Source organism: Kribbella sp. NPDC023972, from assembly GCF_040639075.1.
In the GTDB taxonomy this organism is placed as follows: Bacteria; Actinomycetota; Actinomycetes; order Propionibacteriales; family Kribbellaceae; genus Kribbella.
This window is the reverse complement of the sequence record NZ_JBEZZH010000003.1, coordinates 513,419-537,837: the sequence shown is the minus strand read 5'-3', so window position 1 is coordinate 537,837 and position 24,419 is coordinate 513,419. Positions and strand designations below refer to the sequence as shown.

The 24,419-nt window shown below is 68.3% G+C and carries 20 protein-coding genes; 5 read left to right on the top strand and 15 right to left on the bottom strand.

The annotated features are described in order from the left end of the window. The 5 genes from AB0F43_RS15710 to AB0F43_RS15690 all read right to left on the bottom strand — a co-directional run. A partial coding sequence (locus tag AB0F43_RS15710; protein WP_360476058.1) for a hypothetical protein occupies nucleotides 1-657 on the bottom strand: 657 nt, incomplete at its 3' end. 227 nt (nucleotides 658-884) lie between these two features. Beyond that, the gene (locus AB0F43_RS15705; protein ID WP_360476055.1) at nucleotides 885-2,651 is read right to left on the bottom strand and encodes a helix-turn-helix domain-containing protein; all 1,767 of its coding nucleotides are present in this window, start codon (nucleotides 2,649-2,651) and stop codon (nucleotides 885-887) included. A 17-nt stretch (nucleotides 2,652-2,668) separates the two neighbouring features. Further along, the gene (locus AB0F43_RS15700; protein WP_360476052.1) at nucleotides 2,669-3,970 is read right to left on the bottom strand and encodes an MFS transporter; all 1,302 of its coding nucleotides are present in this window, start codon (nucleotides 3,968-3,970) and stop codon (nucleotides 2,669-2,671) included. A gap of 20 nt (nucleotides 3,971-3,990) precedes the next feature. Further along, complete coding sequence (locus tag AB0F43_RS15695; protein ID WP_360476050.1) at nucleotides 3,991-4,722, bottom strand: 3-hydroxybutyrate dehydrogenase; 732 nt, start codon at nucleotides 4,720-4,722, stop codon at nucleotides 3,991-3,993. Nucleotides 4,723-4,803: 81 nt separating this feature from the next. Continuing rightward, entirely contained in the window at nucleotides 4,804-7,089 is a 2,286-nt protein-coding gene (locus tag AB0F43_RS15690) for a rhamnogalacturonan lyase (RefSeq protein ID WP_360476047.1), read from the bottom strand. 166 nt (nucleotides 7,090-7,255) lie between these two features. Between AB0F43_RS15690 and AB0F43_RS15685 the strand changes: the two genes are divergently transcribed. Then, the gene (locus AB0F43_RS15685) at nucleotides 7,256-9,517 is read left to right on the top strand and encodes an FdhF/YdeP family oxidoreductase (protein ID WP_360476044.1); all 2,262 of its coding nucleotides are present in this window, start codon (nucleotides 7,256-7,258) and stop codon (nucleotides 9,515-9,517) included. On the opposite strand, the gene AB0F43_RS15680 is transcribed toward AB0F43_RS15685, so the two are convergent. Beyond that, complete coding sequence (locus tag AB0F43_RS15680) at nucleotides 9,492-10,673, bottom strand: MFS transporter (protein ID WP_360476041.1); 1,182 nt, start codon at nucleotides 10,671-10,673, stop codon at nucleotides 9,492-9,494. The two genes, AB0F43_RS15685 and AB0F43_RS15680, sit on opposite strands and share 26 nt — an antisense overlap. Nucleotides 10,674-10,760: 87 nt before the next feature. Here AB0F43_RS15680 and AB0F43_RS15675 point away from each other — a divergent pair, with 87 nt between their 5' ends. Continuing rightward, nucleotides 10,761-11,336: a CGNR zinc finger domain-containing protein gene (locus AB0F43_RS15675; protein WP_360476038.1), complete on the top strand. Its 576-nt coding sequence runs from the start codon at nucleotides 10,761-10,763 to the stop codon at nucleotides 11,334-11,336. A 58-nt stretch (nucleotides 11,337-11,394) separates the two neighbouring features. Here the strand turns inward: AB0F43_RS15675 and AB0F43_RS15670 are convergent, their stop codons facing one another. From AB0F43_RS15670 to AB0F43_RS15660, 3 genes are all read right to left on the bottom strand, one after another. Then, entirely contained in the window at nucleotides 11,395-12,318 is a 924-nt protein-coding gene (locus AB0F43_RS15670; protein ID WP_360476035.1) for a diguanylate cyclase, read from the bottom strand. 515 nt (nucleotides 12,319-12,833) lie between these two features. Next, entirely contained in the window at nucleotides 12,834-15,023 is a 2,190-nt protein-coding gene (locus AB0F43_RS15665) for an MMPL family transporter (RefSeq protein ID WP_360476033.1), read from the bottom strand. A 378-nt stretch (nucleotides 15,024-15,401) separates the two neighbouring features. Continuing rightward, a complete protein-coding gene (locus tag AB0F43_RS15660; RefSeq protein WP_360476030.1) occupies nucleotides 15,402-15,938 on the bottom strand; it encodes a YgjP-like metallopeptidase domain-containing protein in 537 nt (178 codons plus the stop codon). 523 nt (nucleotides 15,939-16,461) lie between these two features. Between AB0F43_RS15660 and AB0F43_RS15655 the strand changes: the two genes are divergently transcribed. After that, on the top strand, nucleotides 16,462-16,620 hold the full coding sequence (locus AB0F43_RS15655) for a DUF5679 domain-containing protein (RefSeq protein WP_012922897.1): 159 nt from the start codon (nucleotides 16,462-16,464) through the stop codon (nucleotides 16,618-16,620). 153 nt (nucleotides 16,621-16,773) lie between these two features. After that, a complete protein-coding gene (locus AB0F43_RS15650) occupies nucleotides 16,774-18,087 on the top strand; it encodes an AarF/ABC1/UbiB kinase family protein (RefSeq protein ID WP_360476027.1) in 1,314 nt (437 codons plus the stop codon). Here AB0F43_RS15650 and AB0F43_RS15645 read toward each other — a convergent pair. Next, on the bottom strand, nucleotides 18,064-19,527 hold the full coding sequence (locus tag AB0F43_RS15645) for an MFS transporter (RefSeq protein ID WP_360476024.1): 1,464 nt from the start codon (nucleotides 19,525-19,527) through the stop codon (nucleotides 18,064-18,066). The genes AB0F43_RS15650 and AB0F43_RS15645 overlap by 24 nt on opposite strands. 105 nt (nucleotides 19,528-19,632) lie before the next feature. Beyond that, complete coding sequence (locus AB0F43_RS15640) at nucleotides 19,633-19,806, bottom strand: hypothetical protein (protein ID WP_360476022.1); 174 nt, start codon at nucleotides 19,804-19,806, stop codon at nucleotides 19,633-19,635. Nucleotides 19,807-19,862: 56 nt separating this feature from the next. Between AB0F43_RS15640 and AB0F43_RS15635 the strand changes: the two genes are divergently transcribed. Continuing rightward, the gene (locus AB0F43_RS15635; protein WP_360476019.1) at nucleotides 19,863-20,387 is read left to right on the top strand and encodes an NUDIX domain-containing protein; all 525 of its coding nucleotides are present in this window, start codon (nucleotides 19,863-19,865) and stop codon (nucleotides 20,385-20,387) included. 242 nt (nucleotides 20,388-20,629) lie between these two features. Here AB0F43_RS15635 and AB0F43_RS15630 read toward each other — a convergent pair whose 3' ends face one another. The 4 genes from AB0F43_RS15630 to AB0F43_RS15615 form a co-directional block, all read right to left on the bottom strand. Continuing rightward, on the bottom strand, nucleotides 20,630-20,767 hold the full coding sequence (locus tag AB0F43_RS15630; RefSeq protein WP_360476016.1) for a hypothetical protein: 138 nt from the start codon (nucleotides 20,765-20,767) through the stop codon (nucleotides 20,630-20,632). Between the two features lie 112 nt (nucleotides 20,768-20,879). Next, nucleotides 20,880-21,167, bottom strand: coding sequence for a WhiB family transcriptional regulator (locus tag AB0F43_RS15625; protein ID WP_132151798.1), 288 nt, complete (start codon nucleotides 21,165-21,167; stop codon nucleotides 20,880-20,882). 146 nt (nucleotides 21,168-21,313) lie between these two features. Further along, nucleotides 21,314-21,511 (bottom strand): hypothetical protein, encoded by a 198-nt coding sequence (locus AB0F43_RS15620; RefSeq protein WP_360476013.1) that lies wholly within the window; start codon nucleotides 21,509-21,511, stop codon nucleotides 21,314-21,316. A 790-nt stretch (nucleotides 21,512-22,301) separates the two neighbouring features. Next, entirely contained in the window at nucleotides 22,302-24,419 is a 2,118-nt protein-coding gene (locus AB0F43_RS15615) for an ATP-dependent DNA helicase UvrD2 (protein ID WP_360476010.1), read from the bottom strand.

The window sequence follows — 24,419 nt, the reverse complement described above, 5'->3', positions numbered from 1 at the left end:
CGGCGTCTCGCTCGGCGTCTCCGACGGCGTCTCGCTCGGCGTCTCCGACGGCGTCTCGCTCGGCGTCTCCGACGGCGTCTCGCTCGGCGTCTCCGACGGCGTCTCGCTCGGCGTCTCCGCCGGCGTCTCGCTCGGCGTCTCGGACGGGGTCGGCGTGGTCGTCAGCTTGGCGACGCAGAAGTTGACGCCGCTGATGTCGTAGTACTTCTGGTTGCTCGAATTCACCGGCGCGTGCAGGCCTGCGCCCGCGATGGTCCCGTTCGGTCGGTAGTTGTAGTAGTTCACCGCCGGACCGCCCTTGACCAGAACGGCCAGCACGGTGCCGCCCACGGCGGTGAAGGCAACCACCTGGCCGCCGGTCTGGTCACCGGGGTGGTCCGGGTCGTCCGCCGTCAGGATGCGCACGGTCCAGGTGACCGTCACGCCGTCCGCGGTCTTCGTACCAGGGGTCGGCTTGAACTTGATCTCGGTCGAACCCGGGATCAGACTTTCGCAGGTCGGGTTGCCGTTGATGACGTCGCCGCCGGCCGAGGCCGAAGGAGCCATCGCGAGGGTTGCGCCGCCCAGCACGAGCGCCAGCGCGCCGACTCCTCCGCGCAGCGCGACCGCACGTGAGCTCTTCGATCCCGCGCGCGGGTCCACCGATGTGTCGTTCACAATCTCCCCATTCCGAGCCCGGTCGGTATGACCGGTACCGTCGTCGTGGTCCAACCGGAAGTCAGATCCCCGGCCTGGACCAGGCGGCGAGGCAAGCACTCTGTGTCACAAATGATCGTCGACACGCCGTGGTTCGTCACAGCGGGTGAACGGGTGACAGAAGCGATCGTTCAACCGACACGGAGCAGCGTTCGTACGACGTGCGTCGTACGAACGGATGACAGGCTTCAGCCGAGAGCGGCGTGCAGGCGAAGTGCGACCTGCAGATCCAGTGCGCGGTCCGGTTGCTGCCAACCGTCGCCGAGGAGCGCGCTGATGCGATCCAGGCGCTGCTGGACCGTGTTGGGGTGGATGTGCAACGCGGTAGCTGCGCGCGTCGGACTCTGACCCGCGGCGAAGTACGCCTGCAGCGTGCCGACCAGATCAGTCCCCCGCTGAGCGTCGTACTGCAGGACCGACCCGAGCACATGCTCCACATGCGCCCGTACGTCGACCTCCCCCGCACCGACCAATCCGGCGACGCCCAGGTCGTCCGGCGTCGCGGACTCGCCACCGCGGCCCAGGCGCACCATGGTCGTCGTTAGGCGGGCCGCCTGCCGGTGCGCCTCGACCAGTGGTGCGCCCCAGGCCACCGGACCGGTCACAGCGATGGTCACTCCGGTGCGCTTCGCCACGTCGGCAAGGCCACGTGCAGCGGAGACTGGGTCTGGTGCAGCGAGCAACAGTACGAGGTCGCCGGCGTACGGACCTGACAGGACGAGCCGGCTCTCCAACGGCGCAGGCATCCGAGCACGTACGGCGGAATGGTCGCCACGGCAGACGGCTACCACTAAGTGGTCATGACGACGGCTCGGTGAGAGCAGGCGGAGGCGGTCGGTCAGTGCCCGCGCATCAGCGTTGCCACTGAGTACGTCGGACAGGAGGTCGGCCTGGGCGCGCTGCGCCTGCTCCGCGGCCTGACGGCGGAAGAGAAGGACCAGGGCGGTGACCACGGCGGCTCGTTCGACGATGCGCTGGTCCGCGCCGGACAGGTCGTCGACACCCCCGATCACCAAGGCACCCAGGCGTTCGCGTTTCGCGGTCGCGGCGACGACCCAGCAGTCGCCGATGCGGGTCAGCCGGCCGGACTCGGACTCCTGCCACGGTACGGCGGAGCGGTCGGGTGAACCGGCGACGGCCAGTTCGTTGCCGACAGCATCGACCAGGACGACCCACACGTCGAGGAGCTCGGCCAGCGCGGCGGCGATCGCGTCGACGTCACCACCGGACAGGACGATGTCGGCGAACCGGTCGTGTGCGGCGGCCGCGTGCTCGGTCCCGGCGTGGGCCTCGGAGAGCTGGTCGAGCGCGGCCGCGGTCTCGGCGGCCGCGCGTACCTGGACGATCGTCACGGCCGCAAGCGCCGCGAGAGAACCAAGCAGCGACACCTCCTCGCGGCTGAACGGCCGGCGAGTCCGGTTGGAGGCGAACAGTACGCCGACGAACGCTCCGTCGACGATGAGCGGCGTACCGAGGATGGCGACGAGTCCTTCCTCCCCGACCGCGTGGTCGATGTGGGAGGTGTGGCGGAAACGCTGGTCAGCGGGGTAGTCGGCGGTCCAGTAGGGCTTGTGGGTCTCCGCGACCAGACCGCCGAGTCCCGCGCCCAGGGGGAGCCGCACCTGTTGGAAGGCCGCCGACACGGAGCCGTCCGTTGCCCGCATGTACGTGTCGCCGCGTGCCTCGTCGTACAAGGTCAGATAGGCCACGTCCGCGCCGAGCAGAGTGCGGGCGCGGTGGACGATGGTGTCCAGTACGCCGCCCGGGTCGCGGGCCGACGCGAGCTCGCGGGCGACGTCGACCAGGGCGGACAGCTCCGCCTCACGCTTCTTGCTGGCGTCGATGCCGGCCCGGATCCGCAGGGCGAGGTCCCGGGCGACGGCGTCCTCCCCCGCCGCCCGGGCCAGCTCGCTGCCTGGCGCACCCTCGGCCAGCAGCCGCAGCAACTCCTCCACGTTCGCGATGATGCCACCTAGACGGTGGTCAGGTCCCGCTTGCGTGTCTCGGAGTACGACGTGACGGCGATGACGGAGATGACTGCGCAGGCTGCGACGTACACGGCGATCGCATAGCCGGAGTCGTACGCCTTGAGCAGTGCCACCGCGATGAACGGTGCCAGGCCGCCCGCGATGATCGACGCGAGCTGGTAGCCCACCGAGACACCGGAGTAGCGGACCCGGGTACCGAACAGCTCGGTGAAGAACGATGCCTGCGGCCCGTACATCGCACCGTGCAGCACGAGTCCGACCGTCACAGCCAGTGTGGCGAGGACGAAGTTCTTCGTGTCGACCAGTGCGACGAAGACGAAGGCCCACACGCCGACGCCGAAGGCACCGATCAGGTACACCGGCTTCCGACCGATCCGGTCGGACAGGGCACCCCACAGCGGGATGGCGCAGAAGTGCACGGCCGCACCGATCAGTACGGCGTTCAGCGCGAACGACTTGCCCAAGCCCAGTTGTTCCTTCGCGTACGTCGCGATCACGATGGTGAAGATGTAGTAGCTGACGTTCTCCGCCATCCGTGCACCCATAGCCGTCAGCACCTCCCGCGGGTAGCGGGTGATCACCTCGAGCAGCGGCAGCTTGTCAGTGGGCTCCTGCTTCGCCCGCGCCTCCTTGAACACCGGCGACTCCTCGATCCGCAGCCGCACCCACAGGCCGACCAGCACCAGTACGGCGGACAGCAGGAACGGAATGCGCCAGCCCCACGAGTTGAAGGCGGAGTCCGACTGGAAGGCAGCCAGTCCGGCCAGTACGCCGTTGGCGATCAGCTGTCCCGCAGGAGCACCAGCCTGCGGCCAGGACGCCCAGAAGCCGCGTCGTGCCGGATCACCATGCTCCGACACGATCAGTACGGCACCACCCCACTCTCCACCGAGCGCGAAGCCCTGGATGAGCCGCAGCACGGTGAGAAGGATCGGAGCGAGTGCACCGACCTGTGCGTACGTCGGCAACAGGCCGATGGCGAACGTGGCGACGCCCATCATCAGCAGGGAGAGCACCAGCAGGTTCTTACGGCCAAGGCGGTCACCGAAGTGGCCGAACACCACTCCACCGATCGGACGGGCGAAGAACCCGACCGCGAAGGTGGCGAAGCTCAGCAGGGTGCCGGTGAGCTCCTCCCCCTTGGGGAAGAACAGTTCGCCGAACACCACCGACGCGGCCACGCCGTACAGGAAGAAGTCGTACCACTCGACGGTCGTGCCGACGAGACTCGCGCCGACCACCCGGACGATCGGCGTACGGGTTTGGACCGGTTGTGTTGCTGTCATGACGGGCTCTCCTGAGCTGCTTAGTGGGCGGTCCAGCCGCCGTCGAGTACGAACGAGCTCCCCGTGATGGAGGCGGAGGCGGGACCGCACAGCATCGCGACCAGCTCCGCCACTTCGTCCGGCTCGATCAGCCGCTTCACCGCGACCGGTTCGAGCATGACTTTCTCCAGCACCTCTGACTCGGTCAGACCGTGGGAGGCCGCCTGGTCCGCGAGCTGTGCGGTGACGAGCGGCGTACGGACGTAGGCCGGGTTCACACAGTTGCTGGTCACGCCGTGGGCCGCACCCTCCAGTGCGACCACCTTGCTGAGTCCCTCCAGTCCGTGCTTGGCAGCGACGTACGCCGCCTTGAACGGGCTGGCCCGGAGTCCGTGGACCGAGCTGATGTTGACCACTCGGCCCCAGCCGGCGCCGTACATGTGTGGAAGGGTCTGACGGATCAGACGGAACGGCGACTCGAGCATGAGCCGCACCATGTAGCTGAACCGCTCCGGCGGGAACTGCTCGACCGGTGCGACCTGCTGGACACCCACGTTGTTCACCAGGATGTCCACATCCGTGGGCAGGTCCGACAGCCGCTCCAGGTCGGCCAGATCGGCGACAACGTGCTCCACGCGTTCGAGCGCTTCGAGTCCGGCGGCGTCGTAGTCGACTGCGATGACGTGGACGCCGTCAGCCGTCAGGCGCCGGGCGCACGCGGCTCCGATACCGGACGCAGCTCCGGTGACAAGGGCACGACGTCGGGTAGCCATGCCGGAGACTCTAGGAATCCGGTCAGACCCCAGCCATGGGGTGACGACACATAAGTCTTCGAGAGGTTATGTGTGAACGGACTACCGGCGACCGGGCAGCGGAACCTTCGACCAGTCCGTGTCGGACGCGAGGTAGAAGCCCGGGTAGGACGGCTGGTTGTACGACGTGTTCTGCCGCGCGACCTGGGCCCGGTACTGAGGATCGTGCATCAGCGTGTACATCTTGCGGTCCGTGACCTCGGTGCTGAGATAGATCCGGATCGCGCTGCTGTCCGCCGTACGCACCAGCAGCTCCTCACGCCAATCGCCGAACACGTCCGCGACCAGTGACGGGTTGCCCTTCGTGCCGTTGTTCGTCAGCGTGCCGGTGGCTGTCAGGAGGGTGCCACGCTGCCAGTCCTTGATCGTCGGCGTGACGGTTCCGGATCCGTCGACGATCTGCGTGGTCATGTTCGCGGCCCACCGGATGCTCTGATTCGTGCCCGGTTGGGCGGTGCCAAGCGCGTCGCCGTCCGCCGTACGCAGGCGCATCGCCCACGTCTCCAGGCCCGGTTCACTCGGCACGATGTCGCCGATCATGCCGCGCCCGGTATCCCGGCCGGAGTACTCGCCGTAGATCACCTGACCGGTCTTCGCGTCTCGCAAGGCATACCCGTACGGCGCGAACGTCCCGCCCTCGTGCACGGTGAAGATCTCGAGACCAGGACGCTGCGGATCGATGTCGGTCACGTGCATCGCGTCGCCGTGCCCGAGCCGCGCGACCGCGCCAGGGTCGGCACTCCCCGGCGGCAGGACGTCGGCGGAACTGTAGAGCACGCTGCCGTCGTCGTCGATCGTCGCCGAGCCGTAGACGATCTCCTGCTTGCCGTCGCCGTCGACATCCGAGGCGCTGAGCGAGTGGAACCCCTGGGTCGTGATGGAGCCATACTCGGGATCGGTTCCGTCGCGCCCGTGCGGGCCGTCGTTGAACGGGTTCGTCATCGGCGTCCAGCCGCTGTCCACGAACCACCGCGTGGTGATCCGCCGGCCGTTCCAGTCGTACGCCGCCAGCGTCGTACGCGTGTAGTAGCCGCGGGCAAAGACCGCGGAAGGGCGGGAACCGTCCAGATAGGCGACGCCTGCCAGGAAGCGGTCGACCCGGTTGCCCGGCTCGATCCGCGCCATCGCGTAGTCACCCCACCGGAGCCCGTCATCGGTCCGACCGGGCTGGTAGCGGACGGTCTCGAGCTCCCTGCCGGTCTGCCCCTCGAAGACAGTGAGGTACTCCGGACCACTCAGGATGAAGCCTTCAAAGGAGCGCAACTGGTTGCGGGTGCTGCGGCTTGGTGCGTAGACATCCATGAAGTAGTCGACGAGCGCGGACGCGTCGGCGCGGGACAGCGGGTACTCGTACCGCGGCTCGATGCCGAAGGCCGCTTCGAGGGTCGCGGGCCACTGACCGGCGACCACCTCAGGTTGCCGATCCCATCGCTGGAACAGGTCGACCAGGTGTTCGGAGTAGTCGGCCGAGCTGACCCGGTAATCGTCTTGGTGGGAGTAGCCGGCCCGGCGATCCGCCGCGGGCATCGTGATGTAGCGCTCGGACTTCACCCGTCCGTCGCGGTGGTAGGTGATCACCTTGGTGCCGGGCGCGGTCTTGAGCATCAGCTCCGACCGGCCGTCGCCGTCGAAGTCGTAGACGAGGAACTGGGTGTAGTGCGCGCCCGCCCTGATGTTCACGCCGAGGTCGAGGCGATAGAGCAACGTGCCGTCGGCTTCGTACGTGTCGAGGTAGACGTTGCCGGTGTAGCCGACCTGGGACACGTCCTTGGCGTTCGACGGGTTCCACAGGACGACGTACTCGTACTGTCCGTCGCCGTCCACGTCGCCGACACTCATGTCGTTCGCCGAGTAGGTGTACGCCTCGCCCTTGGGCGTCACGCCATCGGCCGGCTTGCGCAGCGGCAGCTCCGTGTAACCGGCGGTCCAGGGCGACACCGCGTCGCTGCGGTGGATCTCGTGACCGTTGACCACCGAGACGACCCGGTACTGCGAACTCTGTGCACCTGATTTGTCCAGATAGTTGGTGCTGTCGGTGACGGTCGCGATCCGCTTGCCGTCGCGATAGACGTTGAAGTCGGCGCCGGTCAGCCCGTGGTCGCCGGCGCCGGTGGCCTCCCTGCCGAGCAGTCGCCAGCTGAGGAACACGCCTTCGGTCGTTGTCGTCGCGACCAGGCCGCGATCGAGGCGTTCCAGCCGTGGCCGGCTCTGCGCACCCTCGGTCGGCGCGGGTCCGGCCGACGCGTACGTCGTACCGCAGAGGGCTGTCACGGTGGCGAGAACAACGGCGGCGAGGCGCCGCCGCGGCGAGCTGGACAAGGCGGACATGGCGGATCCTTGGCGAGCGAGGGCGGATGGCAAACGCTTTCCCAGCACCGTAGGGGCGCATGAGCGAGCTGTCGAGGAATCTGTCCGCTACCGGTCGCGGCAACCTGTCACCCAAGAGACATCTATTGAAGCCACCTGTGCTGATACCTCGAACTATGGTTGAAACATGGTCGATATCGAGCAGCCGAAGAAGAAGGCCGCCGGCGTCCCCGCGGTGCTCTCGTCGTTCAAGTTCGGTTTTCGCGAGATGGGCCCGGTCCGGACCGGCAAGGTCTTCCTGAAGATGAACCAGGACGGCGGCTTCGACTGCCCGTCCTGCGCCTGGCCGGATCCGGACCACAAGCGCAAGCATGCCGCCGAGTTCTGCGAGAACGGCGCCAAGGCGGTCGCCTGGGAGGCCACCCGCAAACGGGTGCCGCGGGACTTCTTCGCCACGCACTCGATCGACCAGCTGAACCAGATCTCCGAGTTCGAGCTCGGCAAGCTCGGCCGGCTCACCGAGCCGCTGCTGCTCCGGTCCGGCGCCACCCACTACGAGCCGGTCGGCTGGGAGGAGGCGTTCCAGGTCGTCGCCCGGCATCTCAAGGCACTCGACGACCCGAACGACGCCGTCTTCTACACCTCGGGCCGGACCAGCAACGAGGCCGCCTTCCTCTACCAGCTCTTCGTCCGTGCCTACGGGACGAACAACCTGCCCGACTGTTCGAACATGTGCCACGAGTCTTCGGGTACGGCGCTGTCGCGGGTGATCGGCAGCGGCAAGGGCGCGGTCACGCTGGAGATGCTGGAGCAGGCCGAGCTGATCGTCGTCGTCGGCCAGAACCCGGGCACCAACGCGCCCCGGATGCTCAGCCACCTGGAGATCGCGAAGCGCAACGGCGCCGACATCGTCTCGGTCAACCCGCTGCCCGAGCCGGGCCTGATGAACTTCAAGAACCCGCAACGCGCGCGCGGCTGGGTCGGCAAGGGTACGCCGCTGGCCGACCAGCACCTGCAGATCCGGATCGGCGGCGACCAGGCGCTGTTCCTTGCCGTCGGCCACCTTCTGCTCGCGGCGGAGGCGGACAACCCGGGGACCGTACTGGACAAGTCGTTCATCGAGTCGCACACCAGCGGGTTCGAGCTCTACGCGAAGCACAACGCCGAGCTCGACTGGGCGGCGGTCGAGCTGGCCACCGGACTGCGCCGTACCGAGATCGAGGAGTTCGTCCAGCGATTCATCAAGTCCAAGGCGACGGTGATCTGCTGGGCGATGGGGCTGACCCAGCACCGCGAGGCGGTCGCGACGATCAGCGAGATCGCCAACGTGCTGCTCCTGCAGGGAAACATCGGCAAGCCCGGCGCCGGTCCGTGCCCGGTGCGCGGCCACTCGAACGTCCAGGGCGACCGCAGTATGGGTATCTGGGAGAAGATGCCGGACGCGTTCCTGGACCGGCTCGACCACGAGTTCGCGTTCACGTCGCCGCGCGAGCACGGTGTCGACGCGGCCGCGACGGTGAAGCGGTTGCGGGACGGGACGGTCCGGGTGTTCATGGCAATGGGTGGGAACTTCGCCTCCGCGACGCCCGACACCGAGGTCGTGCATCGCGGGTTGCGCCAGTGCGATCTGACCGTGCACGTGGCGACCAAGCTCAATCGGTCTCACACCGTCACGGGTCGCGAGGCGCTGATCCTGCCGACTCTCGGGCGGACCGATCACGACCACACCGCGGCGGGTCCGCAGTCGGTGACGGTTGAGGACTCGCAGGGCGCGGTCCACCTGTCCACCGGCAACCTGATTCCGCCGGCGCCGGAGATGAAGTCGGAGATCGGGATCATCTGCGGGCTGGCGCAGGGCGTCGTACCGACGGTGGGAGAGATCCCGTGGGCGGACTTCGCCGACGACTACAGCCTGGTCCGGCAGCGGATCGGGCGGGTCGCCGACGGGTACGAGGACTTCGAGGAGCGGTTGCGGGCGCATCAGGGCGGGTTCCTGCTGGCGCATGCGGCGCGGGATCGGCGTGAGTTCCGGACCTCCGACGCGAAGGCGCAGTTCACCGCGAACGATCTGAGTTGGCTGCCGACCGCGCCGGGCCGGCTGCTGTTGCAGACGATGCGCAGCCACGACCAGTTCAACACGACGATCTACGGGCTGGAGGATCGCTACCGCGGCGTGCACGGGACTCGCGAGGTCGTCTTCGTGAACCCCGACGACCTGGCCGAGCTGGGGTTGAAGGATGGGGCGTACGTCGACATCGTGAGCGAATTCGAGGGTGTCGAGCGACGGGCGTCGGGGTTCCGGCTGGTCTCGTTCCCGACCGCGCGTGGATGCGTGGCGGCGTACTACCCGGAGACGAACGTCCTGATGTCCGCCGACGACCTGGCCAAGGGCAGCAACACCCCGGTCGCCAAGGGCCTGACGGTCAGGCTGGAGCCAGTCTCGTCCTGAACCACTTTTGAAGCGCGGCCAGTACGACAGCTACCGCGGCACTGGTCAGCCACAGACCCTTGGGGCCTGCCGATTCGAGCAGCCGGGTCACGGTCAGGGGGGCGATCGCGGTGGCGATACCCCAGCTGAGGCCGAAGACGGCGAGGTAGCGGCCCCGGGCGTGGTCCGGTGCGAGACCCGAAGCCAGGGTGAGGTAGCGGGTCAGGAGGAACATCTCGCCAAGGCTCCAGAGCACTGTGGCCGCGAGGAACACGGTGAGGCTCGACGCCCACGCGGTCACTGCCAGGCCTGCGGCCAGCAGAACGTAGCCGATCGTCATCGCCCGGAAATCATCGAGGTGCTGCACGCGGAGCAGCCGCTGGGCGACGATCATGGTGACCGCGGACACAGCGAGGACGAAACCCGCGCCTGACTTCGGCAGTCCCTGTTCGAGCAGGCTGAGCGGTAGCCCGATCACCAACTGCATGGCGAGGGTGGCGAAGACTGTGCCGCCGGCCAACAGGAGCAGCAGCCGGCGGTCGCGCCAGACTCTTGTCTTCGCCTCCTTCTCGGGGCGTACGTCGGCTGGGAGTGCGCGGGCGACGAGGATCGCACAGGCGAGGCAACTGGCGGCGTCGGCGGCGAACAACCAGCGCAAGTCCCAGTGACTGAGAGCGGCTGCGAGGAGGCCGGCCAGCACGCCGGCCGCAGCCATCGCGGCGCCGAGCAGCCCGTACGCCGCCGGTCGATCGGCCGGCGTGGTCACGTCGGCGATCGTCGCCTGGCTGGGTGGTTCGTAGATCTCGAAGACCAGGCCGAGCAGCAAAGTCGCGACGATCGCGGACCAGAGCTGGGCGGAGACGGCGATCCAGGTCTGCGCGACGGCACACCCGGTCAGACCGAGCACGATCGTGCGCCGCCGCCCGAGCCGATCGGCCAGCTGACCGCCGAGCAACCGCGACGGAATCGTCGCCGCCCCGAACAGCGCCAGAATCAACCCGGTCTGACTCAGCGACGCCCCGAACTCCAGGGTGAGTACCACTCCGAGAAACGGAAGCGTGAACGCACCGATCCGGTTGACCGCTCGGGCAACCACCAAGATCCACACCACCGGGGCGAGCCCTCGCCACGGTGAAGTCAGACCACGTCCTGCCGCGACGCGAGATGTGGTGCCCACCGGGCCTCCTCCTCCTGCGTGACTGTCTAAGGCGTTATGGTTAGTCACGCCTGGTCGACTGTACGGAGAGAATCTGTGACTGGTCAAGTGTCATTTGATAGTCATGCGCGGACTGTGCTGGCCGCTGCGGTGGAGTACGTGAACCGGTTGACGCCCGGGTACTCCGGCGGCTCCGCGTTCGCTGCGCCTGCTGATGAGACTCGAGCTGTCGCGGACGCGTTGGCTGCCATCGGGCACCCGCAGGACGTCGTACCGGCGGGTGATGCGCGGCGGCTCGCGGAGCTCGCGGGGCGGATGCGGATCGTGTTCGAAGCGGCTCAGGCGGGGGACTTCGACCGGGCCGCGACGGAGGTCAACGCGCTGCTCGTCGACACCAATGCGCGACCCCAGCTGGACCGCGGCAAGGACCGGCCCTGGAGTCTGCATTTCCACGGACCGAACGACGAACTGGCCAACGGCTGGGCCGCCGGTTGTGCGGCCGGTCTCGCGATCGCAATCGGTAGCGACCTCGCCGGCCGCCTGGGCGTCTGCGCGGCCCTCAACTGCGACCGCGTCTTCGTCGACGTCTCCCGCAACGGCCAACGCCGCTTCTGCTCACCCCAGTGCCAAAGCCGCGTCAAAGCCGCCGCCCACCGCGCCCGCCAACACGTACCCACCACCTGACCCGGCACCCACTACCTCTCCCGCGGGCGCCAGACAACTCGTCGAACGCCGGCGTCGGTTATCTGGTCGATGGAAAGGTTGCGATGACGACCCTGTTCCGGCCGGCTTGCTTCGCCTCGTAAAGGCACCTGTCGGCGAGGCTGACGACGGCCTCGACCGACTCACCGGGACCGAGCGCGCAGCCTCCACTCACCGTCATGCTGATCTCCTTGCCATCGGCAACCACGGGGTCGAACGCCGTGATGAAGCGAATCCGCTCGGCCACCTCGCGCGCGCCGGCGAGATCGGTGCGTGGCAGGACGACCAGGAACTTCTCGCCAGCCCACCGCCCCGCGATGTCGCCGGCCCGCAGCACGGCGCGCAGACGTTCGGCGAACGTGCGCAGTACCTGGTCACCGGCCGGATCGCCGTAGGCGTCGTTGATGCGTTTGAAGTGGTCGATGTCGAGAAGCAGCAGGGAGATGAGCTGGTGGTGACGGCTGGCGTCGCTGTGCAGCCGGACGAGTTCTTCGTCGAGATGCCGGCGATTGTACAGGCCGGTGAGCTCGTCGGTGCGGCTCATCCGGTCCAGGTCGGCATTGCGCTGCCGGAGCTCGTCCTGCAACTTCTTGATCTGGATCGCCGAGCCGACGCGGGCGAGCAGTTCGGCGGGTTCGAACGGCTTCTTCAGGTAGTCATGGGCGCCCCCGCGCCGTCCCGCGACGATGACATCCTCCACGCTGGCGCGGCTGGTGAGGAACACGACCGGGATGTGCTTGAGCTCGGCGTTGCTGTTGAGCTCGGCAAGCACCTGGTACCCGTCGAGGCCGGGCATCTCGATGTCGAACAGGACGACGTCGGGAGGCTCTTGCCGGCAGGCCTCCAGCGCGGTGAGGCCGTCGCCGGCTTCGGCGACCCGGTATCCTTCCTCCTCGAGGATGTCACGAGCCACGGCTCGGATCAGGGCCGATTCGTCCGCGATGAGTACCGCCGCTGATGTCATGGTCGTCCTTCCACCCTCGCTGGTCACCGCGCCTGTGGGCGCTGCTTGGAGTCGAGCAGTCTGACCAGCTCGGCCGGTGCATACCCCTCGGCGCCGGCACGCTGTCCGCCGGATCCGCCACATTAAGGACGCTGTGCGCCGCGGCGTGCGCGTGTTGCGCCGATCTCTCATCACCGGCGGCCCTCCAGTGCCAGGCCCAGGTGTAGCTGCTCGACGGGTCGTGCAGCACGAGATAGGCGTATCGACCAATCAAGGCTCGCGCACTCAGCTATCAGTCACTACTTATTTACAGAAGGTCACATCAGACGGCGCGAATGTCAACTGTCACCTGCCGTCCTCTTCTCCAAGATCTGCGCGCCCCGGACCACGCACGCTATCCACGCGTCATCACCCCTCCACCCAACTGCCTTGTGCAGAGAACCAAGATCGGTTGGCTAATTGCAGGTTCCGAGCGGCGGGAAGGCCGAGCGCTCCACCCGGACGCGGGTGGAGCGCTTGGCGTCGTCCTGGATCTGTCAGCCGACCGGGGTGAGCTCGCGCTCCTCCTCGACCGGGGCGGCCGGGGCCGCGTGCTTGGCGGGGCGGCCGCGGAGCCACTTCGGGGCCCACCAGTTGGCGTTGCCGAGCAGGATCATCATGCTCGGCAGCACGACCGCCCGGATGATCGTCGCGTCGATCAGGATCGCGACGGCCAGGCCGACGCCCAACTGCTTCATGTCCAGCGTGCTCAGCGTGGCGAACACCGCGAAGACACCGATCATGACCGCGGCCGCGCTGGTGACCACACCCGCCGAGCCGGTGATGCCTTCGGCAACGGCTTGCTTCGTCGGTACGCCGCGGAGCACCGCCTCGCGGATCCGGCTGACCACGAACACGTGGTAGTCCATCGACAGACCGAACAGCACCACGAAGAGGAACAGCGGCAACCACGAGACCACCGAACCGTTCGAGCGGAAGTCGAGGATGCCTTCGGCCCAGGTGTTCTGGAACACCGCCGTCACCACTCCGTACGCCGCTCCCGCGCTGAGCACGTTCAGGAAGATCGCGGTGAGCGCGACCACCACGGACCGGAACGTCACCATCATCACGATCATCGTCAGCAGCAGCACGAACCCGATCACCAGCGGCAGCTTCGACTTGGTGTGGGCCGCGTAGTCGACGTCCGCGGCCACGAAGCCACCGACGGCGTACTCGACTCCTGGCACCTTGCCGACGGTCTCCGGCATCAGCTCCGTGCGGAGCTTGGTCAGTGAGTCGCGGGCCTCCTGGCTACCACCCTCGTACGGCGTGGCGACCTCGAGCACGGTGACCGTGCCGTCCTTGGAGACGCGCGGCTCCTCCAGCCCGTCCTGTGCGAACAGCTTGTCGCTCTGCGTCCGCTGGACCAGGTCGGCCAGCGCGGCCTTCACCGCCGGCTGCTGGTTGGCCGGCGCGCGTACGGCGACCTCGTGGCTGGTGCCCGTACTCGGGAAGGCCGCGGTGAGCCGGTCGTACGCCTTCATCACCGCGGTGTCGCGCGGGAGGTCCTCGGTGCCCGGGAACTTCAGCGTCATCCCCAGCGCGGGCGCGGCGACCGCGAGCAGCGCGGTGACGGAGACCAGCAGGGTGGCGATCGGGTGCTTGAGCGCCGGCTTCAGCACAGCCGGCCAGAACCGCGGCTGCGCCTTGCTCGCGGTCAGCCGCCAGATGAACGGGATCCGCGGCCGGTCCACCCAGCGACCGAGCTTCGCCAGTACGGCGGGGAGCACAGTGAGCGAGCCGACGACGGCCACCGCGACGACCAGGATCGGGCCGACCGCGAAGGACGAGAACACCGCGTCCCGGGCCAGGAACAACCCGGCCATCGAGATGATCACCGCCGTACCGGAGACGACCACGGCGTGACCCGACGTGGCCGCGGCGATCTCGACCGCGTCGACGTGACCGCGGCCCTTGGCGCGTTCCTCACGTTCACGGCGCAGGTAGAAGAGCGAGTAGTCGACGCCGACCGCCATACCGATCAGCAGGATGACGCTGTTCACCGCGTCGACCGCGGGGACGAACTGTGATGCCGCGGCGGACAGGCCGATCGCGGCGACGACGGCGGACAGCGCGAGCAGCAGCGGGACCGAGGCCGCGATCAGTGCGCCGAAGGCGATCAAGAGGATCGCCAGGGTCACCGGCAGGCTGAACATCTCCGCGCGTTTGAAGTCCTTGCCGAGTGTCTCGTCCAGAGCCTTGCCGATGGACAGGCCGCCGACCTCCTCGATCCTGAGGTTCGGATACTGCTGCTGGACCTGGGCTGTGGTGTCGAGCAGCGGCTGTACGCGGTTGTCATCGGTGCCGTCCTTCAGGGTGACCCTGACGATCAGGGCGTCTTTGTTCGGCGCGGGCATTGGCTGGGCGACCTCCGCGACCCCACCGAGGGCGCGCATTCGCTGGATCACCACACCGGCCGCCTTGTTGGCCTCGGCCTGGTCGAGCGCCCCGGACGGCGATGTGATCAGCACCCTCTCCACGTCCGGGTCGGCGAAGTTGCCGGACTTGACGATGTTGTCCGCCCGGGTCACCTCGCCGATGTCGCCGTCCCCGTCGGACTCCTTCGTGCCGGTCACGGAGCCGAGTGCGAAACAGGCGATCACGACGACCACCCACATCGCGATCGCTCGCCACGGATGGGTGGCACTCCATCGCGCCATCCGCACCGTGATCTGTCCCCTGGCCATACCTTCCCTACCCCTCTGCGCCCCCTCTGGCGCCCCACACCCAGCGCTGCCTGGCGCGGCACTGGCTACGGGTCAAAAGCCTGGTCGCAGGAGGGTGGTCACCACCATGCAGGAAGCCACCGAGTTCACCCTGAGGAAAACCCCACCCCTCCCCTGCGGCTTTCCACACCTTCCCGGGGTGCGGCCGGGGCCGCTGCCGCAGCGTGACCGGGAGGGTGCAGACCGCGAGGTCCCGAGTGAAGGAAGTTGGTCATTGGAATGCGCTTGCCGACAGCACGGACATCACACTCGATGGCCGCCGGCACGGTGGCTTCACTGCCGCCGGCACGGTGCCTTCACTGCCGCCGGCACGGTGGCTTCAGTGGTGGCGGAGTGGGGTCAGAAGTCCTCGAGGTTGAGGCTGGAGGCGGCCGAGATGCCCTCCAGATAGCCTTCGGCGCGTTCGGCCTTGGGGTAGCGGTGGACCAGGGCCCAGAAGGCGGCGTTGTGGGACGGCTCGATCAGATGGGCCAGCTCGTGGATCAGCACATAGTCGACGACCCAGCCCGGCATCGACTGCAATCGGGTGGACAGCCGGATCGAGCGGTCCGCCGGAGTGCAGGAGCCCCACCGTCTGTTTTGGTTCGAAACCCACCTGACTGACGCAGGTTCGGGCACTTCTGGCAGGTGGCGACACGCGAGTTCGTGTGCTCTGGCCAACAATTTTTCGTCCGACACGCGAGATCGGCTGCGCTGCTTGTCGAGTCGCGCCAGCATGGTCTCGACCCAGCGCGCCTCCTCCGCGGCGGACAGCCGGTCGGGCATCAGGACGACGACCCGCTCCCCGTCCCGGTAGGCGCTGACGGTCCGCTTGCGCCGCTTGCTGCGGCGGATATCCACATACGGCGGGATCGGGCGCGGTGGAGAGTCGGCCATGGGTCAGAAATGTACCCCCCGAATCCGACAACTTTCTTGCGTCCACATCCTGTGGATCGACGTTTACGCAGGTCAGCCGCCTGATCTTGGGCCGGCCGACTCCGGTTGTTCACATCCCGTTCCCCCATCCATCCACAGCGCCCGGCGGCGAGCCCCACAGGTTGCACACAGGGTTATCCACAGGGGTGGACAACATGCCCTTGCGCGTGCCCGGCGAGCCTCCTAGCGTCGAGGTCAGCAGGCTCCCGGACCGTCTCCGGGGCCGTTCGGAGGGGAAGCCGAGCGGTTCCGAAGGCGGACACCCGGGAGCCTGCTCTGTGCTGCCGGGCGGCTCGAAAAAGGCTTTCCCTGGGTCGTCCGAGCGGCACGCGGGCCGGGAGGTGCGCTTGAGCGTGCGCCTGGCTGCCGTAGGGTGAATCCCGACTGGGCCGAACGGCCTACGGCAGGACGGTCTGCCGTTAGCATCCACGACTGCCTGGGGTGCGAACCCCGGGCTGGTATTCAGAGCAAGGAGAGGGCCCTCATGGCAGAGACCTGGAGCGGCGAGTTCTACTGCGTCAAGTGCAAGGCCAAGCGCACCGCCGACGGCGAGGTCAAGGTCAACGACAAGGGCACGCGCATGGCAAAGGCCAAGTGCCCCGAGTGCGGTACGAACCTGAACCGGATCCTCGGCAAGGCCTGACGCACCAAAGTCGTGGGGCGGTGGTGGACCCAGCCGGGTCCACCACCGCCCTTCGTCGTCCCGCGTGGGCTGTGAGCGGCTCGGCGACGTATCCGGGAGACCTGCGGGTGCCCCGGGCGGGCTCGGGCTTGGGTGACCCGACAGAATGGGAGAGTGTCGGACCTCCCCCGCAAGGCGCTGAGCCGGACCGCGAAGCTCGCCAGCCTGCCGCTTGGTGCCGCCGGCCGGGCGACGGTCGGGCTCGGTAAGCGAATCGGCGGTGCGCCGGCCGAGACCGTGATCGCCGAGTTCCAGCGCCGGACCGCCGACCAGTTGTTCGCCGTCCTCGGTGAGCTCAAGGGCGGCGCGATGAAGTTCGGGCAGATGCTCAGCCTGATGGAGTCCGCGATGCCGGAGGAGCTCGCGGCGCCGTACCGGGCGACGCTGACCAAGCTGCAGGACTCCGCCCCGCCGATGCCGGCCTCGACCGTGCACACGATCCTGTCGCGGGAGCTGGGCCGGCGGTGGCGGGACCGGTTCGAGGAGTTCGACGATCTGCCCGCGGCCGCCGCGTCGATCGGCCAGGTGCACCGCGGCACGTTGAAGGACGGCCGCGAGGTCGCGGTCAAGCTGCAGTACCCGGGTGCCGCCGAGGCGCTGCGGGCCGACCTGCGCCAGCTCGGCCGGTTCGCGCGGACCTTCGGCACGCTGGTCCCCGGCCTCGACATGAAGCCGCTGGTCGCCGAGTTGCAGGAGCGGATCGGCGAGGAGCTCGACTACGACCGCGAGGCGCAGGCCCAGCAGCAGTACGCCGACGCCTTCAGGGACCACCCGGAGTTCGTCGTCCCACGGGTCATCAAGCACTCCCCGAGTGTCATCGTGTCGGAGTGGATCGAGGGCCGGCCGCTGTCGTCGATCATCACCGACGGCACCAAGCAGGAGCGCGACGAGATCGGCCTGAAGTACGTCCGGTTCATGTTCAGCGGGCCGAAGCTCGCCGGGCTGCTGCACTCCGATCCGCATCCTGGCAACTTCCGGGTGATGGCGGACGGCCGGCTCGGCGTGGTCGACTTCGGCCTCTGCGCCCGGCTGCCGGACGGTCTGCCGCCCGCGATCGGGCGGCTGCTGACCATCTCGCTCAAGGGCGACGGGGTCGCGGTCCGCGACGGGCTCCGGGCCGAGGGGTTCATCAAGCCCCGGATGGAGATCGATCCGGACCAGCTGATGGACTATCTGGCGCCGTTCGCGGAGCCGGCCCGGGTGGAGACGTTCCAGTTCAGCCGCGCCTGGATGCGAGCGCAGGCGAACCGGACCAGTGACTTCCGCAGCCCCAGCGCGGGGCTGGCGCTGAAGCTCAACCTCCCGCCGTCCTACCTGCTCATCCACCGCGTCTGGATCGGCGGGGTCGCCGTACTTTCGCAGCTCGAGGCCGAGGCGCCGTTCAGCTCGGTGCTGGACGAGTTCCTACCGGGCTTCACCCGCGCCTAGAGCGGGCTCAGAGCGGAGCGTGCGGGCCAGCAGGATGCTCACGACTGTTAGCGCGATCGCTGTGATCCCAGCAGCCGCGTGAAACCCGCTGGTGAAGGCGTCACGCGCTGCGTCGATTACGGCGGACGGCGCCTCAGCCAGTGAGCTACCACCCTGGCCGTCCATCTGGCTGCGGTACGTCGCGGTGACCACACTGCCCAGTACGGCGATGCCCAGCGAGTACCCGAACTCGTTGCCTGTCTGAGTGAGCGCACCGGCCGCTCCAGCCTTTTCCGGCGGCACGGACCCAATCACCAGATTCGTGCCCAGTGTCACCAGCGGTGCGGCACCCACACACTCCACTGCGAAGGCAATGACCAGTACGACGGTAGACGTCGCCTGACTCATCACTGCCATTCCGACAACCGTGAACGCGATGCCACCGGGAATCAGCACGCCCGGACGGATCCGGCGGGCCAGCTGCGGCGCCAACTGGAAGGCCACAGTGGATGTGATCATGCCCGGGACCAGCGCGATGCCTGCGGTCAGCGGGGTCATGCCCTGCACCAGCTGGAAGTACTGGGCGACGAACACCATCACACCGCCCGACAGCATCGAGTACATCATCATGCTGCCCAACGTCACGGTGAAGGTCCGCCGAGTGAACAGCCGTACGTCGACCAGCGGGTCCACGAGCCGCCGCTGCCGCCGTACGAAGACCCAACCGAACCCGGCACCCACGAGTAGTCCGCCGACAGCCGTCGTACTCACGCCGTGGGAGGCGGAGTGCTTCAGCCCGTGGATCGCCGGCAGGATCGCGGCCAGCGACAGCAGCACACTGGGTACGTCGATCCGCCCAGCCTCCTCGTTGCGGTACTCCGGCAGCAGAAAGGGCCCGACCGCCAGCAGCACAGCCATCGCCGGTACGCCGATGAGGAACGCCGAGCCCCACCAGAAGTGATCCAGCAGCACACCGCCGACAACCGGACCGACAACCGCACCGACGGTGAAGCAGCCGGCCCACACACCCAGCGCAGACGCCCGCTGCCGCGGGTCCGGGAACAGCGTGGAGATCAGTGATAGCGTGCACGGCGCGATCGCTGCCCCCGCGATCCCCAGCACCGCCCGGGCTCCGATCAGCATCTCCGGACTCGTGGAGTACGCCGCGACGACCGAAGCCGCACCGAACACGGCAGCAGCGGCCAGGAGCAGACGGCGGCGGCCGATCCGGTCCCCGAGGCTCCCCATGGTGATCATGAGGCCGGCCACCATGAACCCGTACACGTCGAGGATCCACAACTGCTGGCTCCCGGTCGCGCCGAGCGCCTCGGTCACCGCCGGCACGGCCAGCAGCATCACGAACAGATCCAACGCCACGAGCAGCGTGGCGAGGCACAGTACGCCCAGCCCGATCCACTGCCGACGAGTGGTCGTCGCGGCCGCGCTCTTGGTGACTGTCATCGATCCGTCCTTCCGCTGGAGTAACTGCCTTCACTCCTGCGTCGGACGGCTCACCGCCGGATCGACATCCGGTCCGGCCTTCTTTTCAGTAGTAGACGCCGTTTCTCACCAGTAGACGGAGTCCAGCTTCCCCTCGATGTTGCGGACGTTCTCCCGAGTGCAGCGGTCGCAGTACAGCAGCGTCCGGCCGTTCTCCACCGAGGTCAACCAGGTCAGCGGCGCTTCCTCGGTCTCCGCCTGCCGACCACACAACGAACAGGTAGCTCTGATCACGCGCATCAGTGTGCACCTCCCCCAGACCGGTACCCCCGTGACCCCGGCTCTAGGCTCTCAGCATGCGGTGGCGGATCCATGGTGAGGAAGAGGCGTGGTCCAGTCCGTGGCTGAGCGTACGGCGGCTGGATGTGGAGCAGCCGGACGGCGGCCGGGTCGACTACCACGCGATCCGGCTGAGCGACGTGGCCGCGGCTGTGGTGACCGACGCGGCGGCGTGCGTGCTGCTGATGTGGCGGCACCGCTTCCTGACCGACACCTGGGGCTGGGAGCTGCCGATGGGCATCGTCGAGCCCGGCGAGTCCCCGGCTGAAGCGGCGGCCCGCGAGGTCGAGGAGGAGACAGGCTGGCGGCCGGGCCCGCTGACCGGGCTGATCCGCTCCCAGCCCGGCGCCGGCATCATCGACTCGACCCATCATGTGTTCCGTACGACGTCCGCGTCGTACGTCGGTCCGCCGGTCGAGCGCAACGAGTCGGACCGGATCGAGTGGATCCCGCTGGCCGACGTACCCGGCATGATCACGCGGCACGAGATCGTCAGCGGCATCACGCTGCTCGGCCTCCAGCAGACGCTGCTCACGCCCTGAGCCGCGCGTCCTCGAGCAACCCGCGACGGTAACTCAGCCGCTCGCGCGACAACCGCTCACGAACGGCCAGCAGCTCCGGGTGTGCACGTCGGGTGCCAGCGGACATGCCGGGCGCATGTCGGGTGGTGGTGGACATGCCGGAGGGGCGGCACGTCGGGTGCCGCCCCTCCGGAGTTCAGCTGGTCAGGCTGGGGTCCGGGCCGGCCCGGGTGGGCCGGCCGGTCGGACCTGGTTTTGGTGGATCAGACCAACCGGGCGAGTGCGAGGCGCGCGCGTGCGCTGGCCCTCTCCGCTCGCCGGCTGGCCCGCTCGGCCTGCTTCTGCGCCCGCTCGATCTGCTGAGCCAAGCGGAAGAGCCGGGTCTGCTCTGCGTCGTTCAATTTGGAACGACAATGAGCACGGGCGAGATCTTCGTGAAGTAAATGCATGTCAGTTCTCCGGTGTGAAATCTGGTTCGTCATGGTCTTGGAGTCTCGATTCGGATCTGGATCGTCAGGCCGCGGTCACGGTGTCACTCTTACGTGGACGCCCACGGGGCCGCTTGCGCGGAACCACCACACCCTGGACGAACAGCTCGCCGCCCCACACTCCCCACGGCTCGGAACGCTCGAGCGCTCCGGCCAGGCACTCGGCCTTCAGCGGGCAAGTGGTGCAAAGAGACTTGGCGTACTCGACGTCCGCCGGCGATTCGGCGAAGAAGAGTTCTGGCGCGTAGGACCGACAGGGCAGGTCCTGCGACGAGGCCACCTCGGTGAAGACATCGAGGAAGCTCACGCTCATTCCGGTCACCTCCCAGTGACTTGGTGCTGATCTCTTGTCGTCGGTGACGGTCAACGGTTGATGACCGCCAAAATCAGGGACAAACAAAAGGGCCGCGGGACCCTTTTCGGGTTCCGCGGCCTTGGAGGTGCCGGCTCTGACGTCTGTCAGACCGGTGGACTCCATGCTCGAGAACCCGAACCGCCGTGCTTCACATCGCCGACAGCTCCGCCCTTGAACTGGACAGCGCCGGAAGCCATGAGCACAACGGTCGCGCCGTGCAGGCGCGGCGAGGCACCCTGAATCAGGGCGCACGGCAGCGCGGCAGCGAGGCTGAACGGCTTCTTGACCGTGTTGGTGTTCATTCCAGGGCACCTCCTCTCGTTGTGGCGAAGCGGGCGGTTAGCTCGATCGCTATGGTGGTTTGAAGTTTTCGGCCAGGCTTCGACCGCAGAAAGAACAGTACGCCGTCCCCCGCGGAGCCCGCAAACTATTTAACGCCAGTTCGCGAAGTTGGCCGGAAGTTGCCGCCGCGGTGGCCGGAACTGGCTGCCACGACAGCCCTGCTCTGCAAAATCAGACGCCGTCAGCACGCTCCGGGACGTCATCCGCACGCTCCGGGATCGTTGCCTCTGTCACCTAAATGCCACGTCTGCCAGGAGCAGAACACGGCACGCCCTCAACCATGCGCCCCGCACCGTGTGCCTGGCAACAGATTTCCTCGTACGGCCGTGAACGCTGCCTCTTCGGGCAAGTCGTACGGCGGGACGCCGGCTGCCGCCGCTGACGCGTGTGGATAGCTCAGGTTGTTGCCTGAGCCCGGCGGGTGAGCGGGCGGACGGATGAGCGGCTGAGCGGGTCCGTGGCTAAGCAGGGCGAGCAGTGCGCGGCGCCAGGTGTTGAGGGCGACGACAACCAGCGGGTCCGGTCCTGCCGACCGGGGAGAGTTTTGCGCCCGATCCGGGGCAAAACCCTCCCCAGTCCACCACCGGTCCCACGCAACACAGCGACGGAACACCACCCACCCCCACGAGCAGAACAGCCGTTATTGCCTGTGACTGGTGGCCCGCCACTGAGGTCGCTGGGTGGCTTGGCGGAGGTGGCTGGTGGCCCGCCACCGCAGCTGGTGGCTGGGCCGCGGCGTGCGGTTGGGGGTCAGCGGGTGCAGAGGTTCAGGATGGGGGTGGCGTACTTGGTGATCTTGGTGTGGCCGATGCCGGGGATTCGGCGGAGGGATTGTTCGTCGGTGGGGCGGGTCTCGGCGATCGCGGTCAGGGTCGCGTCGGTGAGGATGACGAAGGCCGGCATGCGTTCGGCCGCCGCCTGCTCGGTGCGCCAGGCGATCAGGGCGTCGTACAACTCCTGGTCGATGGAGGACGGGCAGTCCTCGCAGCGGCCGAGTTTGCGGGCGCCGGGGTCGAGGAGGCCGCGGCCGCAGACTCGGCACTTCGGGATGGGGCGGCCGGCCCGGGACGAACGCTCGGCTCGGTCCGAGGCGGGCTCCGAGGCGGCGGGACGCGGCGTACGTACGCCGATGGGGTCGAGGAAGCGGGTCGGGCCGCGCTGACCACGGCCGCCCGGGGAGCGTGAGGTGGACCAGCTGATGAAGAGCTGCCGCTTCGCCCGCGTCACACCGACGTAGAACAGCCGCCGCTCCTCCTCCACCTGCGCGGGCGTCTGGGCGTAGCTGATCGGCAGCGTTCCCTCGTGCGCGCCCACGATGAAGACGGAGTCCCACTCCAGCCCCTTGGCCGCGTGCAGCGTCGCGAGCGTGACGCCCTCGGCCAGCGGCGCATGCTGGATCGACGCCCGCCGATCCAGCTCGGCCATCAGGTCGGCCAACCGCGCCGATGGGTTCGCCGCGGCGAAGTCCGAGGTCATCGTCACCAGCGCGCTCAGCGACTCCCACCGATCCCGCACCGCTCCGGTCCCGGTCGGCGGCTCCGGTGTCCACCCTGCCCCGCCCAGTACGCCGGTCACCACCTCGACCAGATCGTCGGACACGTCCCCGGCCTTCGCCTGACCCCGCAGCAGTACGGCGGCCTGCCTGATCTCGGCCCGCTCGAAGAACCGCTCCGCGCCCTTCAGCACGGTCGGGATCTTCCGCTCGGCCAGCGCCTGCTCGAAGTTCTCCGACTGCGCGTTCGTCCGGAACAGTACGGCGATGTCCCGCAGCGCGGTCCCCTCGTCCTGCAGCCGCGCGACCGCCCGCGCCACCGCATCCGCCTCCGCGACTTCGTCGGAGTACTCGCGATACACCGGAGCCGGACCGGCGTCGCGCTGCGACCGCAGCGTCACCCGGCCGGGCAGACCTGACGGACCGGCCGCGTCGAGGATCTTGTTCGCGACGTCGACGATCTGTGGCGTCGACCGGTAGTCGCGCACCAGCTTGATCACCGTCGCCGACGGATGCCGGGAGGCGAAGCGAACCAGGTTCTCCGGCTCGGCGCCGGCCCAGGAGTAGATGGTCTGCGCCGGGTCACCGACGACGCAGACGTCCTCGCGGCCACCGAGCCACAGGTCGAGCAGGCTCTGCTGCAGCGGGCTGACGTCCTGGTACTCGTCGACGACGAACGTCCGGTACTGCCGCCGGATCTCGGCCGCCACCCGCTCGTCCTCGGCGAGCAACGCGACCGCACACAACAGCACGTCCTCGAGGTCGATCCGCCCACGCTCGAGCTTCACGTCCTCGTACGCCGCGAACACGCGAGCGATCGTGGCCGGGTCGAAGGCCGCCAGCGTCCGGCCCGACCGAGGAGCCAAGCGTGCATAGTCGTCCGGCCGGACGTTGCTCACCTTCGCCCACTCGACCTCACCGGCCAGGTCGCGCAGCGCGGGCGTGTCCACCCGGACCCGGCACCGCGACGCCGCCTCGGTCAGCAGCGGGAACTTGCGGTCCACGATCGGTGGCAGCTCCCCGCCGTACACCTTGGGCCAGAACCACCTCGCCTGCCGGAGGGCGGCGGAGTGGAAGGTGCGCGCCTGCACGCCCTCGACGCCGAGCTGGGCGAGCCGGCCGCGCATCTCCCCCGCGGCCCGCTGGGTGAACGTCACCGCGAGCACGCGCAGCGGGTCGAACGTCGCGGTCCGCACGCCGTACGCGATCCGGTGCGTGATCGCCCGCGTCTTGCCGGTACCCGCGCCGGCCATCACCACGACCGGCCCGTTCAGCGAGGTCGCGACCGCCCGCTGCTCAGGGTCGAGCGCCTCCAGAAGCGCGTCCGCCGAGAGCGTGGACGCGGGGTGTGTGAGATCGCTCACGGACGGGGACAT

Bases quoted from the DNA above. Each gene is read 5' to 3' on its own strand.
- AB0F43_RS15635 (WP_360476019.1), top strand. From the start codon at position 19,863: ATGCGGTGGCGGATCCATGGTGAGGAAGAGGCGTGGTCCAGTCCGTGG.
- AB0F43_RS15655 (WP_012922897.1), top strand. From the start codon at position 16,462: ATGGCAGAGACCTGGAGCGGCGAGTTCTACTGCGTCAAGTGCAAGGCC.
- AB0F43_RS15665 (WP_360476033.1), bottom strand. From the start codon at position 15,023: ATGGCCAGGGGACAGATCACGGTGCGGATGGCGCGATGGAGTGCCACC.
- AB0F43_RS15695 (WP_360476050.1), bottom strand. From the start codon at position 4,722: ATGGCTACCCGACGTCGTGCCCTTGTCACCGGAGCTGCGTCCGGTATC.
- AB0F43_RS15685 (WP_360476044.1), top strand. From the start codon at position 7,256: ATGGTCGATATCGAGCAGCCGAAGAAGAAGGCCGCCGGCGTCCCCGCG.
- AB0F43_RS15640 (WP_360476022.1), bottom strand. From the start codon at position 19,806: ATGCGCGTGATCAGAGCTACCTGTTCGTTGTGTGGTCGGCAGGCGGAG.
- AB0F43_RS15625 (WP_132151798.1), bottom strand. From the start codon at position 21,167: ATGAGCGTGAGCTTCCTCGATGTCTTCACCGAGGTGGCCTCGTCGCAG.
- AB0F43_RS15690 (WP_360476047.1), bottom strand. From the start codon at position 7,089: ATGTCCGCCTTGTCCAGCTCGCCGCGGCGGCGCCTCGCCGCCGTTGTT.
- AB0F43_RS15700 (WP_360476052.1), bottom strand. From the start codon at position 3,970: ATGACAGCAACACAACCGGTCCAAACCCGTACGCCGATCGTCCGGGTG.
- AB0F43_RS15670 (WP_360476035.1), bottom strand. From the start codon at position 12,318: ATGACATCAGCGGCGGTACTCATCGCGGACGAATCGGCCCTGATCCGA.
- AB0F43_RS15620 (WP_360476013.1), bottom strand. From the start codon at position 21,511: ATGAACACCAACACGGTCAAGAAGCCGTTCAGCCTCGCTGCCGCGCTG.
- AB0F43_RS15615 (WP_360476010.1), bottom strand. From the start codon at position 24,419: ATGTCCCCGTCCGTGAGCGATCTCACACACCCCGCGTCCACGCTCTCG.
- AB0F43_RS15645 (WP_360476024.1), bottom strand. From the start codon at position 19,527: ATGACAGTCACCAAGAGCGCGGCCGCGACGACCACTCGTCGGCAGTGG.
- AB0F43_RS15660 (WP_360476030.1), bottom strand. From the start codon at position 15,938: ATGGCCGACTCTCCACCGCGCCCGATCCCGCCGTATGTGGATATCCGC.